The sequence below is a fragment of the Streptomyces sp. BHT-5-2 genome, assembly GCF_019774615.1.
Taxonomy (GTDB): domain Bacteria; phylum Actinomycetota; class Actinomycetes; order Streptomycetales; family Streptomycetaceae; genus Streptomyces.
The window spans coordinates 678,530-692,328 of sequence record NZ_CP081497.1 but is presented as its reverse complement, the minus strand read 5'-3'; the positions used below and the strand labels follow the sequence as shown (position 1 = coordinate 692,328).

General features: G+C 73.2%; 11 protein-coding genes. 7 read left to right on the top strand and 4 right to left on the bottom strand.

The annotated features are described in order from the left end of the window. Nucleotides 1-31: 31 nt before the first annotated feature. The gene (gene xylB / locus K2224_RS31035) at nucleotides 32-1,432 is read left to right on the top strand and encodes a xylulokinase (RefSeq protein WP_221910519.1); all 1,401 of its coding nucleotides are present in this window, start codon (nucleotides 32-34) and stop codon (nucleotides 1,430-1,432) included. Between the two features lie 5 nt (nucleotides 1,433-1,437). Here xylB and K2224_RS31030 read toward each other — a convergent pair whose 3' ends face one another. After that, nucleotides 1,438-2,421: a YafY family protein gene (locus K2224_RS31030; RefSeq protein WP_221910518.1), complete on the bottom strand. Its 984-nt coding sequence runs from the start codon at nucleotides 2,419-2,421 to the stop codon at nucleotides 1,438-1,440. A 104-nt stretch (nucleotides 2,422-2,525) separates the two neighbouring features. Between K2224_RS31030 and K2224_RS31025 the strand changes: the two genes are divergently transcribed. Further along, the gene (locus K2224_RS31025; protein WP_221910517.1) at nucleotides 2,526-2,933 is read left to right on the top strand and encodes a DUF3224 domain-containing protein; all 408 of its coding nucleotides are present in this window, start codon (nucleotides 2,526-2,528) and stop codon (nucleotides 2,931-2,933) included. Nucleotides 2,934-2,959: 26 nt separating this feature from the next. On the opposite strand, the gene K2224_RS31020 is transcribed toward K2224_RS31025, so the two are convergent. The 3 genes from K2224_RS31020 to K2224_RS31010 form a co-directional block, all read right to left on the bottom strand. Next, on the bottom strand, nucleotides 2,960-4,780 hold the full coding sequence (locus K2224_RS31020) for a coagulation factor 5/8 type domain-containing protein (protein WP_221910516.1): 1,821 nt from the start codon (nucleotides 4,778-4,780) through the stop codon (nucleotides 2,960-2,962). 234 nt (nucleotides 4,781-5,014) lie between these two features. Then, nucleotides 5,015-5,566, bottom strand: coding sequence for a hypothetical protein (locus K2224_RS31015; protein ID WP_221910515.1), 552 nt, complete (start codon nucleotides 5,564-5,566; stop codon nucleotides 5,015-5,017). Between the two features lie 14 nt (nucleotides 5,567-5,580). Further along, entirely contained in the window at nucleotides 5,581-6,201 is a 621-nt protein-coding gene (locus K2224_RS31010; RefSeq protein WP_221910514.1) for an L-threonylcarbamoyladenylate synthase, read from the bottom strand. 205 nt (nucleotides 6,202-6,406) lie between these two features. On the opposite strand from K2224_RS31010, the gene K2224_RS31005 reads away from it, so the two are divergent. The 5 genes from K2224_RS31005 (at nucleotide 6,407) to K2224_RS30985 (ending at nucleotide 13,798) form a co-directional block, all read left to right on the top strand. Beyond that, nucleotides 6,407-7,654: a chitinase gene (locus tag K2224_RS31005; protein ID WP_221910513.1), complete on the top strand. Its 1,248-nt coding sequence runs from the start codon at nucleotides 6,407-6,409 to the stop codon at nucleotides 7,652-7,654. Nucleotides 7,655-7,766: 112 nt separating this feature from the next. Then, complete coding sequence (locus K2224_RS31000) at nucleotides 7,767-8,714, top strand: ornithine cyclodeaminase family protein (RefSeq protein ID WP_221910512.1); 948 nt, start codon at nucleotides 7,767-7,769, stop codon at nucleotides 8,712-8,714. Between the two features lie 182 nt (nucleotides 8,715-8,896). Further along, a complete protein-coding gene (locus tag K2224_RS30995) occupies nucleotides 8,897-11,074 on the top strand; it encodes an FUSC family protein (protein ID WP_260693886.1) in 2,178 nt (725 codons plus the stop codon). A gap of 384 nt (nucleotides 11,075-11,458) precedes the next feature. Further along, on the top strand, nucleotides 11,459-13,303 hold the full coding sequence (gene asnB, locus K2224_RS30990) for an asparagine synthase (glutamine-hydrolyzing) (RefSeq protein WP_221910510.1): 1,845 nt from the start codon (nucleotides 11,459-11,461) through the stop codon (nucleotides 13,301-13,303). Between the two features lie 66 nt (nucleotides 13,304-13,369). Then, entirely contained in the window at nucleotides 13,370-13,798 is a 429-nt protein-coding gene (locus K2224_RS30985; RefSeq protein WP_221910509.1) for a MarR family winged helix-turn-helix transcriptional regulator, read from the top strand. The last annotated feature ends 1 nt before the right edge of the window (nucleotide 13,799 follow it).

Sequence of the window (13,799 nt, the reverse complement as noted above, 5' to 3'; positions counted from 1 at the left end):
CCCGTCCAGTTGCACGGAAGCGACTCCCGCCATGCCCACCGTTGCCGGGGTGGACTCCTCCACCCAGTCCTGCAAGGTCGTCGTCTGTGACGCCGACACCGGGGAGGTCCTCCGCCGGGGCCGCGCCGCCCACCCCGACGGCACCGAGGTCGCGCCCGCGGCCTGGTGGCGGGCGCTCCGCGAAGCCGGCGACGGCCTGCTGGCGGACGTGGACGCCGTCGCCGTGGCAGGACAGCAGCACGGGCTGGTGGCACTGGACGCGGCCGGGCGACCGGTGCGCGACGCCCTGCTGTGGAACGACACCCGCTCGGCGCGCGCGGCCGCGGACCTCGTCGAGGAGTTGGGCGGGCCGGAGAAGTGGGCCGAGGCGGTCGGCACGGTGCCGGTCGCCGCGCTCACCGTCGCCAAGCTGCGCTGGCTGGCCGAGCACGAGCCGGAGCACGCGGACCGCACCGCGCGGGTGCTGCTGCCGCACGACTGGCTGACCTGGCGGCTGTGCGGCGGGCCGGAGGCACGCGTCGATCCGGTCACCGACCGCGGCGACGCCTCGGGCACCGGCTACTGGTCCCCGGCGGACGGCGCCTACCGCCACGACCTGCTGTCCCTCGCCTTCGGCGGCCGTACCCCCCAACTCCCCCGGGTCCTGGGCCCGTCGGAGGCGGCCGGGCGTACCGCGCAGGGCGCCCTGGTGGCGGCGGGGACCGGCGACAACATGGGGGCGGCCCTGGGGCTGGGCATCGAACCGGGTGACGTGGTGATCTCCCTGGGCACCAGCGGCACCGCGTTCGCCCGCTCCACGCACCCCACCGGCGACCCCTCCGGCGCCGTCGCCGGATTCGCCGACGCCACCGGCCGCTTCCTGCCCCTGGTGTGCACCCTCAACGCCGCGCGGGTCCTCAGCTCCACCGCCCGGATGCTCGACGTCGGCCTCGACGAACTCGACCGCCTGGCCCGTACGGCCACGTCCGGCGCCGGCGGGCTGGTGCTCCTCCCCTACCTCGGCGGCGAGCGCACCCCCAACCTCCCCGACGCCGCCGGCAGTCTGATGGGCCTGCGCAAGGAAAACATGGTGCCCGCCAACTTCGCCCGCGCGGCCGTCGAAGGCATGCTGTGCAACATGGCCGACGCCCTGGACCGCCTGCGGGACCAGGGCGTCGAGGCCCGACGGGTCCTGGTCATCGGCGGGGCGGCCCGGGCACCGATGGTCGGCGAGATCGCCGCCGAGATCTTCGGCGTCCCGGTCACCGTGCCCGAACCCGAGGAGTACGTCGCCCTCGGCGCCGCCCGCCAGGCCGCCTGGGCGCTGTCCGGCGCCGCCGAACCGCCGCCCTGGCCGCGCCCGGTGGCCCGCGAGGTCCCCGCCCCCGCCGACCCCGCTCCCGGCCGGCGGGTCCGCGCGGCGTACGCCGCCGCCCGCGCCACGGTGCACTGAACCGGTCACTCCCGCGCCGCGGCCGTCGCCCCGTACCGGTCGGCAAGGCCGGCCACCGCCTCCGCGACGGCCCGGCGCAGGGCGGGCGGGCCGAGCACCTCCGCCTCCGCCCCCAGCCGGAGCAGATCGCCGACGGCCACGGCCGGCCCCTCGACCGGCAGCTCGACCTCCGTCCAGCCGTCCGCGTCCGGCTCCCCGGCCTCCGCCAAGGCCCGCCGGCCCGCGGCCCCGTAGAACATCGGCAGGAGTTTGCGGGCCCGCGAGGAGATCCGCAGCCGCGCCGTCTCCTGGTGCAGCGTGGACTCCAGGCGCCGGGCGGACGCGGCCCAGTAGGCCGCCAGATCGAAGCCGGCCGGGCGGGCGAAACCCTCGTCCGTGAGGTCCACGGCCAGGAACCGCGCGATCCGGTACGTCCGCACCGCCTCGTCGACCTGCGCCACCAGGTACCAGATGCCGCCCTTGAGGACGATGCCGAGCGGACGCAGCTCCCGGTGGACCTCGCCGCGCCAGCGCCGGTAGTGGGTGCGCAGCACCCGCTGCTCCCACACCGCCCGGGCGATCGGCGCCAGGTGGTCGACCGGGTCGGCGTCCCGGAACCAGGCCGGGGCGTCGAGGTGGAAGCGGTCCTGGATCCGCCGGGTCCGCTCGGCCAGTTCGGCCGGCAGCGCCGCCTGCACCTTCAGTTGCGCGGTGGCCAGCACCGCGCCCAGCCCCAGGTCGCGGGCCGGGCCGGGGGCCCCGGCGAGGAAGAGCGCGCCGGCCTCGGCGTCGGTGAGCCCGGTCAGCCGGGTGCGGTACCCGTCCATCAGGCGGTAGCCGCCGTCGGGCCCGCGGTCGGTGCGGACCGGGACGCCGGACGCGCCGAGCGCCTCGATGTCGCGGTAGACCGTACGGACCGACACCTCCAGTTCCGCGGCGAGTTCGCCGGCGGTCATCCGGCCGCGGTTCTGGAGCAGCAGGAGCAGAGCGAGGAGTCGGTCGGCGCGCATGGCGCGATTGTCCCGCAGTACCTGACAGCAGATGTCAGGTACTGCGGTCAGGATGGGATCACAACGCAGCCGCACCAGCCGTGCGGCGGACCGGAAGGACACCCATGCCCACGCAGACCACCGGCCGGATCAGCTACGCCGACTGGGAGGAGCACCCGGTCGGTTCGGACACCGCGAGCCCGCGCCTGGCCCGCGCCTCCGTCGTCAACGCCTTCGCCGGCGGCATCGAGGCCGCCCGTACGAGCTGCGAATACACCATCGTCTACACCTCGGACAAGACCGGGACGTTCACCGGCCTGCAACTGCTGACCGGGCGGCTGGACGGGCGGGCGGGCACCTTCGTCGTCGCGGAGCGCGGCGGCTTCGCCGCCGACGGCACGGTGCACGGCACGTTCGAGGTCGTGCCCGGATCGGCGACCGGCGAACTGGCCGGGCTGAGCGGGTCGGGCAGCTATGTCTGCCGGGCCGGTGAGCCGTCCTTCCCCTACGACTTCGGCTACGAGGTCGACTGAACGCCCAGGCATGACCCAGGCATGGCTCAGGGGTACGACACCACGGTCGAGGGGACGGTCGAGCTGCCCGCGGTCGGCGCGCCGGTCTCGTTGATGACGTGCTCGAACTGGCCCTTGCCGCCGAGCGAGACGACCAGCAGGTCGTGGAACCTCACCCCGGGCGCGTCGGGGGCGGCGAAGCCGTGGTGCTGGACGATGCCGGGATCGACGTCGTAGTAGCAATAGCTGCCGAGGCCCCATGCCTCGTGGCTGGTGACCGAGTCGGCGACCTTGTAGGCGGCGTAGCCCTTGGTGTCGCCGTCCTGGACGGCTGCCTGGTCGGGGGCGTCGTACGCCTTCTCGTTCTGCAGGAAGACGGTGCGGCCGCGCTGCCCGTACCACTGCACGTCGTACTTGTTGAAGTGCTCCACGAACAGGCCGGTGGCCAGCACGTCGTCGCCGTTGACGCGGATGCCGTAGTCGGCGCGGTTGGTCTCCCAGCCGACGCCGTCGCCGTGGTCGGCGCGCCAGACCCAGGTGTGGTCGACGAGGGTGTGCCGGCTGTTGACGACGATGCCGGTGGTGGCCTTGCCGGGGCCCGCGCCGCCGATGCGCAGGAAGACGTCCTGGACGGTGGTCGGGTCGGCGGAGTGGTCCGCCGAGGCGCCGGCCGGGCCGATTTCGAGGAGGGTGGCGGAGTTGACCGGTCCGGCGTCGATGAGCAGTCCGGCCAGTCTGATGCCGTCGACGTCGGCGGTCTTCAGGGCGGTGACACCGTTGTCGGGGATGAGGGTGGCGTAGCCGAGGCCGAGGACGACGGTGTGCGGCGCGGTCACCCGGATCGGCTGGTCGAGGTGGTAGATGCCCGGCGTGAGGAGCAGGTGGAGGCCCTGGGCGAGTGCCTGGTTGAGGGTGGCGGCGGAGACGCCTGGCTTGGCGACATAGAAGTTCGACAGCGGCAGCGAGGTGCCGCGCGGGGTGCCCTTGCCCCAGGTGACACCACGGGCACCCGTTCTCAACTCCGGCAGGAATACCCGGAGTTCGGCACCGTCGAGGTGGAGGAAGGGCTTTTCGCGGGAGACGGGGGTGGTGTCGAGGACGGTGTAGGGCGGGTTGGGGAAGGTCTGGCCGGGGGCGCCCTCGACGCCCGAGAAGACCATGTTCCACACACCGTTGGACCAGCCGCCGACCGCGCTGTCCCGGGCGTACCACTGCTGCTGGGAGCGCGGCTCCACCGTCCCGTCGATCCGGCAGTCGGCGAGGTAGCCTCCGCTGGCCCAGCCGTCGCCTGCGGGCGCGAGGTCGAGGCCGCCGCGGACGTGCATCCGGCGGAACGGCGCGGCCTGGGCGACGGCCCAGCGGTTGGTGCCGCTGACCGGGACGAGGGCGAGGTTCTCGGCGGAGCGCCAGAAGTTCTGTGTGGCGTTGCCGTTGAACCAGCCGGCGTCGACGGTGACATCGCCGTTGATGGTGGTGTCGTCGGGCGACAGTCCCAGGCCGGCTATCGAGGTGTAGAAGCCGAGCTGGGCGTTGAGGCCGTGGTAGGCGCCCGGTTCGAACAGCAGGGCGTGGCGCCCGGCGCCGAACTGGGCCTTCTCCTGGCGCTTGAACACCTCGTCCAGTCGGTCCTGGATGCCCGGGGTGGACGGGTCGAAGATCAGGACGTTGGGGCCGAGGTCACCGCCGCCCGGCAGGTCACCACGCGGGGTCCGGCTTGGCGGGGCGGCGCAGGCGGTACGGGACAGGCCGAGCGCGGCGGACGCCGAGGCGGCCGCGACGGCGGCGCCGAGAACGGTCCGGCGGCCGACGGCGGGGCGCCCTGCGGTGGGGCGTTGGGGAGTGGGGGGTTCCTTGGAGGCAGGGGTCATGAGCGACCCTCCTGATTCAGGAAGTGAAGACGTGGGGGGCGGGGAGCGCACTCCCGCCGTCGCATGCTTCAGCTTCCTGAAGGGTGCGTCAAGAGGCCGGCCGGAGTTCGCCCCGCCTCAGCCGAGCCTCCGTCAAGTTACATACGAATAAGGGCAGTTGATGTCCGTTGCGCCCCGCCGGCCGAGCGGGGCGCCTCGTTCCTGCCGCGTTCAAGAAGTGTTCGCCTCGGCGCTTCACTCCACCGTCTGGTCCCCGTCGGGGAGGTCCTGGACGGTGACCTTGGCGCGCGGCTGGCCCAGCCCGTCCGCCACCGCGCGGGCCAGGCCGTCGGGATCGGGGGCGGTGGGCACCGGGATCTGCGCACCGTCCGGGTAGCTCTCGATCGCCCTGGTGAAGTAGCCGGGATGCCAGGCACCGACCGCGCCCCGGACCTCCACCGCGCGGACCGCCCGCGTCCCGATCCGCTGCCCGACCGCGCCGAGGATCCGGTCGGACCGGTATTCCCCGGGCACCTGGAACAGACTGGCGTGCGCGCCGATCTTTCCACCGTCGGCCAGGCGGACGGTGATCGTCAGGCAGCTGGTCACCGCGGGGTAGACCAGCGTGCCGCCGGGCCCGACCTCGCCGACCTGGCCCTCGGTGATCCGCAGTGCGGTGGCCGGGGCCGCGGCGGGGGCGCTCGCCGCCGCCGGGGCCGCCTGGGCCGGTGCCGCCGCTGCCACGCCTGCCTGCAGGGCCAGCGCGGTGGCGAGGACGGCTATCGCACCGTTCCGTGTTCCGGTCATCGTTCCGCCGCCCCTCACTCGAACCGCGACGGGTCCCCGGCGCCGCGCCGTACGATCTCCACGCCGTCGCCCGAGAAGTCGACGACGGTGGTGGGCTCGGTGCCGCAGTCGCCGGAGTCGACCACCGCGTCCACGACGTGGTCGAGGCGCTCCTTGATCTCCCAGCCCTGGGTCAGCGGCTCGTCCTCGTCGGGCAGCAGCAGGGTGCTGGAGAGCAGCGGTTCGCCCAGCTCCTCCAGGAGTGCCTGGGTGACGGCGTGGTCGGGGATCCGGACGCCGACGGTCTTCTTCTTCGGGTGCAGGAGCTGGCGCGGGACCTCCTTCGTCGCCGGGAGGATGAAGGTGTAGCGGCCGGGGGTCGCCGCCTTGATCGCGCGGAACACGTCGTTGTCGATCTGTACGAACTGGCCCAGCTGCGAGAAGTTCTGGCACACCAGGGTGAAGTGGTGGCGGTCGTCGAGGGCGCGGATCGAGCGGATGCGGTCGATGCCGTCGCGGCTGCCCAGTCGGCACCCCAGGGCGAAGCAGGAGTCGGTCGGGTAGGCGATGAGCCCGCCGGAGCGGACGGCGTCGGCGACCGTGGTGATGGTGCGGCGCTGGGGGTTGTCCGGGTGGACGTCGAAGTACTTGGCCATTTTCGCGAGTCTAGGTGATCGCCGGGCCGACGGCCGTCCGGCGCGGGCGGGGCACGGCACGCCACCTCGGCGACCCGCCCGCCCCGTCCCGGCGGGACTTCGCGTACTGGTCCAGTCCAAAGTGTTGACGTGCCCACGGCCAAGGTCCACGCTGTGATCGATTGGTCTGGACCACCCCCCTCTCCTGTCGGCTCGTGGAGGTCAAGTGCCCCCTCGTCACCTCAGAACCCTCGCCGCCGGTGTCGCGGCGACCGCGCTCGCGCTCGGCCTCGCCGGCACGGCGCTCGCCACCGGCGACCGCGCAGCCCCGCGATCGGCCACCCCGGCCCCGGCCCCGAAGGCCCTGGGCAGCAACTGGTACGCGGCGGCGCCCTACCTCATGCCGCTCGACAACGACCCGCCGGACGCCGGCGCGGTGATGGACGCCACCGGCCTCAAGGCGTTCCAGCTCGCCTTCGTTCTCGCGCCCGACGGCGGCGGCTGTTCGCCGACCTGGGACGGCCTCCACCCGGTGGCGTCGGACACCGCGGTGGCCGGGGTGATCTCCGCGATCCGCGCGAAGGGCGGCGACGTCTCCGCGTCCGTCGGCGGCTACAACGGCACCAAGCTCGGGCAGGCGTGCGGCACCCCCGAGGCGACCGCCGCCGCCTACCAGCAGGTCGTCGACAAGTACGGCCTCAAGGCACTCGACTTCGACCTGGAGGAGCCGGAGTACGAGAACTCCGCGGCGATCCACAACGAGATCGGCGCCGCCAAGATCCTCCAGCAGAAGAACCCGGGCATCTATCTCTCCGTCACCACCGCCGGGACGGCCGACGGCACCGGATGGTTCGGCAAGCAGATGCTCAACGAGGCCAAGTCCCAGTCCTTCACCCCGGACAACTTCTCCATCATGCCGTTCGACGGCGGTTTCAACGGCGCCGCCGCCCAGACCTCCGCACTGACCAACTTCAACGCCGTCCTGCGCTCCACCTTCGGCTGGGACGAGGCCACCGCCTACGCCCACGAGGGCATCTCGCAGATGAACGGCCGCAGCGACTCGGGGGAGTTCTTCACCCAGGCCGACTTCCAGACCGTGCTGGACTTCGCCACCTCCCACCACATGGCGCGCCTGACCAACTGGTCCGTCAACCGCGACCGCCAGTGCACCCCGCCGGACAACAACGGCCGCACCTCCGGGACCTGTAGCAGCGTCCCGCAGGGTGCCTGGGACTTCACCAAGTACTCGGTGCGGTTCGCCGGTGCCACACCGCCCACCACACCTCCGACGACGCCGCCCACCACACCCCCGGGCGGCAGTTGCGCGGCCGGTCCCTACACCGCCGGGACGGTCTACGTGGGCGGTGACACCGTCTCGTACCAGGGCCACACCTGGAAGGCCCGCTGGTGGACCCAGGGCGAGGCGCCGTCCACCGGCGGCTCGGGTGTCTGGCAGGACCTGGGCGCCTGCTGACCGCACGTGGGGAGGAGCGCTCCGACCGATCGCTCCTCCCCATCCCCGCCCCGCGCGTCCGATGCGTCCAAGATCACACATCCCGGCGGACGACCGGGGCAGACTCGGCGGTATGAGCGCCACACCCCCGGTCCCCCACCTGCCCCGGACCATCGACGAGACCGCCCTGCTGCGCGCCCTCCCGATGGCCGCCGCCGTCGACGCCCTCCGCGCCGCGCTGCGCGACGGCCCCGACCCCGAGGCCGATCCGCCGCGCACCATCGTGCCCGTCGAACACGGCCAGCTGCTGCTGATGCCCGCTCACCGCAGCCGGTACGCGGGCGTCAAGGTCGCCACCGTCGCCCCGGGCAACCCCGACGCCGGACTCCCCCGCGTCCAGGGCCAGTACCTCCTCTTCGACGCCCCCACCCTCGCCCCGCTCGCGCTGCTCGACGGCATCGCGCTGACCACCGTGCGCACCTCCGCCGTCTCCGCGCTCGCCGCCGATCTGCTCGCCGTCCCCGAGGCGGGCCGCCTGGTGCTGTTCGGCACCGGCCCGCAGGCCCGCGGCCACCTGGACGCGCTGCGCACCGTGCGGCCGCTCACCCATGTCACGGTGGTGGGACGCACCCCCGCCAACGTCGAGCGCTTCGTCACCGAGGCCCGCCGGGACACCGGGCTCACCGTCGAGGCCGGCGAGCCGTCCGCCGTCGCCGACGCCGACCTCGTCGCCTGCTGCACCACCGCCCGCACCCCACTGTTCGACGGCGCCCTGCTCCCACCGCACGCCACCGTGACCGCGGTCGGCTCCCACGAGCGCGGCAGCCGCGAGGTGGACACCACGACCGTCCTGCGCAGCACGGTCGTGGTCGAGTCCCGGTCCGCCGCGGCCCGCGAGGCCGGCGACCTCATCCCGGAGCTGGAGAGCGGCCGGCTGGACCGGGAGGCACTGGTGACGCTCGCCGGCCTGGCCACCGGGGCGGCCGCCGCGGCCCCGGAACGCCCCCGCCTCTTCAAGAGCGTCGGGATGGCCTGGGAGGACCTCGCGGTCGCGGGCGCCGCATACGAAGGCGCTGCCTGACGGCACACTCACCGGCCGTTCCGGCAGCCCTCGTGCGATGCTAAGGGCGCCCGGCCGAGGCACGTGACCTCGGCCGATGCCGAGATTGGGGAGCGGACGGCACGGTGAAGGCAGCTATACGACGGACCGTTACGGGCACCTGGAACCGCTTCGCGGCATCCGACCCGGGACTGCTGCGACTGATGGCCGGGCTGCGGACGGTGGGGGCGATCGTGCTGACCCTCGTCGTCCTGGCGCTGCTCGGCACCGGTGTGACGCTGCTCGTCGCGGGCGCGATGGCGGCGATGGTCGCGACCTTCGCCATCCGGGAGAAGGAGGTGCGCGGCCAGGCGGTCACCCTCGCGCTGGGCCTGCCGGTCGCACTGGCCGCGGTGTCGCTGGGGGCGCTGCTGCACAGCCGGATCATCGCCGGCGACCTGTTCTTCATCGCCCTGATCTTCGGTGCCGCCTACGCCCGCCGGTTCGGCGACCGCGGGACGGCGCTGGGGCTGATCGGCTTCCAGGTCTACTTCGTCTCGCTGTTCGTGCACGCCACCGTGGCGACGCTGCCGGAGCTGTTCCTGACCCTGGCGGTCGCGTTCGGATGCAGCGCGGTGGCGCGGTTCGCCGTCTTCCCCGACACCCCCGAACGGACCCTGGCCCGGCTGCGGGAGGCGTTCCGGGCCCGGATGGCACAACTGGTGGCCACCCACCGGGAGGTGGTGGACGCCGGGCCCGAGGAGATCGACGGCGTCCTCGACGACCTGCGGCGGCACACCGCGCGGCTGCACGAGACGGCGCTGATGATCCAGGGCCGGCTGGAGGAGGGCACCCGCGACGCGGCCACCGCGGCACTGCTCCAACGCCGCGTCGCGGACGCCGAGATCGCCGCCGAACGCCTGGGCATGACGCTGCTCAACGCGCGCAGCGCGGAGCGCACCGACACCCTCACCCTGCACCTGCCGCACGCCCCGGTCCCGGCCACCGCCAACCGCATGCAGTCCGAGGGCGGCGCGGTGGCGACCCTCCGCCGGGACCTGGACGCGCTGGCCCTGCTGGTGGCCCGGGCGCCCGGCGACCGCGGCACCGCGGTGGCACACGTCCGCAACCGCCTGCTGGGCTACCGCGACGAGGACAACCTGCCGCGCGGCTCGGGCGCCGTCCAGGACGCCTTCCGTGCGCTCGGCGAGGCCGCCCGCGCGGTACTCGGTCTGCGGCTGGCGCTGGACGGGCCGCAGGACGAGTCCGACGACACCTCCGCCACCACCCGCTCGCGGGAGGAGTTCGACGCCGAGGACCTGGCGATCGTCGGCGCGGAGGAGGCCGAGGAGGACGAGCACACCGGCCTGCAACGGCCCACCACCCGGGCGGCGTTCCAGGTCGCGGTCGGTTCCGCGCTGGCCATCGTCGGCGGCGAGTTCCTGTCCACCCAGCGCTGGTACTGGGCGGTGCTGACCTGCTGGGTGGTGTTCCTCAACACCGCGTCCACCGGCGAGGTGCTGGTCAAGGGCTACCGCCGGCTGGTGGGCACGGTGCTCGGCGTGATCGCGGGTGTGGCGCTGGCCGGGCTGGTGGGCAACCACACCTGGACGGCGTTCGTCCTGGTGCTGCTCTGCGTCTTCGGGGGTTTCTTCACCGCGCCGCTGTCGTACGCGCTGATGTCCTTCTTCGTCACCGCGATGCTGGGCCTGCTCTACACCCTCCTCAACACCTACAGCGTCGCGACGCTGGTGCTGCGGATCGAGGAGACGGCGCTGGGCGCGGCCTGCGGGATCATCGCCGCGGCGGTGGTCCTGCCGGTACACACCGACCGGCGCACCGACGAGCACCTGGGCGCGGTGCTGGACCGGCTGCGCGAGGCGGTCTCGGCAGCCGTGGCACAGCTGTCCGGCGGTCCCGCGGTGGACCTGCTGACCCTGGCCCGTGACCTGGACACCGCGCTGAACGACCTGCGCGACTCCACCCAGCCGCTGGTCCACCCCATCACCCCGCTGCGGGTCCGCCGCCAGACCGCGCGCTATCTGGTGGCGCTGCTGGAGACCTGCGCCTACCACGCACGCTCGCTGGCGGCGACCGCCGAGCTCCTGCCGGCCAGCCGGTCGGTGGCGGCCGATCCGCGGCTGGGCCGCGTCGGCCGGCGCATCGCGAGCAACATCGAGCTGATCTCCGCACGGGTGCAGGACCGGCCCGCGGACGGCGAGGTGGAGGCGGGCGCCAGCATCGCCTCGCTGCTGGACGCCGGCGACTCCCCGGTGCCCCCGTCGCACACCGTCACCTTCCGTGTGCTGCGGCATCTACAACGGCTCGACGAGGGTGTGGTGGGTATCGCCCGCGCCCTGGACGTGCCGGTGACCGGCCGGGCGGGGCGGAAGAACATCTGACCCGGGCGGGGACGCGGCGCACGGCCCGCCCCGCCACTCGGGGTAAAACCTTTCCCTCGTTCCCGCGGCCCGGCCCGGCCCCCGCGCGGGCCGTCCGCTCCCCTCCCCGGCAGCGAACCCGCAGCTCGGCGCGGCCGCCCGCACGATCGCCGACCGCCGCGGCACGGCCCCGCGCACTCCTCCTCCGCGATCCGCCCCGGTTGACGCGGCCGGCACTTCGGGCACACCCTCATTACATAGGTGCTCGATACAACTGACTCTGGTGGAGCGGCCCGGGCAGCCGGCCGACCGGCCCTGCCCGCCCCTCCCGGCCCGCGGCCGCAGCGATGCCTCCGGCGCCCCCTGCCCCCGCGGACCCCAGGGTTCGGAGCAGGAGGACACGGCATGTGCGGCATCACCGGCTGGATTTCCTTCGACCGCGATCTGCGTTCCGAGCAGAAGACCGTGGACGCGATGACCGAGACGATGTCCTGCCGCGGCCCCGACGACCGCGGCACCTGGGTACGCGGCCCGGCCGCGCTGGGCCACCGTCGCCTCGCCATCATCGACCTGCCCGGCGGACGTCAGCCCATGACCGTCGAGCGGCCGGACGGCACCGAGGTCGTCATCGTCTACTCCGGCGAGACCTACAACTTCGGCGAACTGCGCAGCGAACTGGCGGGCCGCGGCCACCGCTTCACCACCGACTCCGACACCGAGGTCGTGCTGCACGGCTACCTGGAGTGGGGCGAGGCGGTCGCCGAACACCTCAACGGCATGTTCGCGTTCGCCGTCTGGGACGAGCAGCGCCGGCGGCTGGTGATGGTCCGCGACCGGATGGGCATCAAGCCGTTCTACTACTACCCCACCGCCGACGGCGTGCTGTTCGGCTCCGAGCCCAAGGCGATCCTCGCCAACCCGCTCGCCGAACGGCGGGTGGGCCTGGACGGCCTGCGCGAGCTGTTCGCCTTCATCAAGACGCCCGGACACGCCGTGTGGGACGGCATGTTCGAGGTAGAGCCGGGCAGCGTGGTCACCGTCGACGCCGACGGGGTGCGCCGGCACGTCTACTGGTCGCTGCGCACCCGCGCGCACCACGACGACCAGGAGACGTCGATCGGCCACGTCCGGACCCTGCTCGACGACATCGTCCGCCGCCAGCTGGTCTCCGACGTCCCGCGCTGCACCCTGCTCTCCGGCGGACTGGACTCCTCCGCGATGACCGCCCTGGCGGCCCGTCAGCTGGCCGACGTGGGCGAGACGGTGCGCAGCTTCGCCGTCGACTTCGTCGGCCAGACCGAGAACTTCGTCGCCGACGACCTGCGCGCCACCCCCGACACCCCCTTCGTGCACGACGTGGCCTGGGCCGCGGGCACCGAGCACCAGGACATCGTGCTGGACTCCGCCGCCCTGGCCGACCCCGACGTCCGCGCCAAGATGCTGCGGGCCCGCGACCTGCCGATGGGCCTGGGCGACATGGACGCCTCCCTCTACCTGCTGTTCAAGGCGATCCGCGAGCACTCGACGGTGGCGCTGTCCGGCGAGTCGGCGGACGAGGTCTTCGGCGGGTACAAGCAGTTCTTCGACGAGGAGGCCCGCAAGGCCGACACCTTCCCCTGGCTCGTCCGGTACGCCGGGAACGTGGGCAACGGCGACACGGTCCTCACCTCGGACCTCACCGGCGCCCTCGACCTGCGCTCCTACGTCCAGGACGGCTACGACCGCGCCGTCAAGGACGTCGAACGGCTCGACGGGGAGAGCGACTTCGAGTTCCGGATGCGGAAGATCTGCTATCTCCACCTGACCCGATTCGTCCGGATCCTGCTGGACCGCAAGGACCGGGCGAGCATGGCCGTCGGACTGGAGGTCCGGGTCCCGTTCTGCGACCACCGCCTGGTCGAGTACGTCTACAACGCCCCGTGGTCCCTGAAGTCCTTCGACGGCCGGGAGAAGAGCCTGCTGCGCGAGGCCACCGCCGATCTGCTGCCCAGGTCGGTGTACGACCGGGTGAAGAGCCCGTACCCGTCCACCCAGGACCCGCAGTACGCCGTCGCTCTCCAGCGGCACGCCAAGGACCTGCTGGCGCGCCCCTCGCACCAGGTCTTCGACCTCGTCGACCGTGACTGGCTGCGACGTGCGGCGCACCATGAGGCACCGCAGATCACCCAGGCATCACGGCGCGGCCTCGAACGGACACTGGATCTGGCCCTGTGGTTGGAGATGTACTCCCCCACCATTACGCTCGCTTGATCCACGGCGACCCCTGAGCAGGGGATCCACGGCGGACCCGGTGCGGTACCGAGGGATGGGTGGACGATGACCATCGGCGACGACGCGGCGCTCCAGCTGGTGATCTCACTGCACCGGCTCACCCGGAGCCTGCGCAGGTCCGCCACGGCGGGCAGCATCCAGCTGACCCATGTCGCCGTGCTGGCGCTGCTCAACCAGCGCGGCCCGTCCCGCATCGGGGAGATCGCGCAGTGGGTGCCCTGCTCCCAACCGACCGCCACCGCCGCGGTCCTGGGCCTGGAGTCGGCCGGCCTGGTGCGCCGCGAGGCCGACCCCAAGGACCGGCGCGCCAGCCGGATCCTGCTCACCGAACGCGGCACCACGGCACTGACGGACCTCGCCCGCGGTGAGGCACAGGACCTGGCCCGTCGCCTCACCGCACTCCGTCCGGACGAGATCCGCAAACTGGCCGAGGTCGAGCCGCTGCTCCGCCGCCTCGCCGAGTCGCCCGACTGAT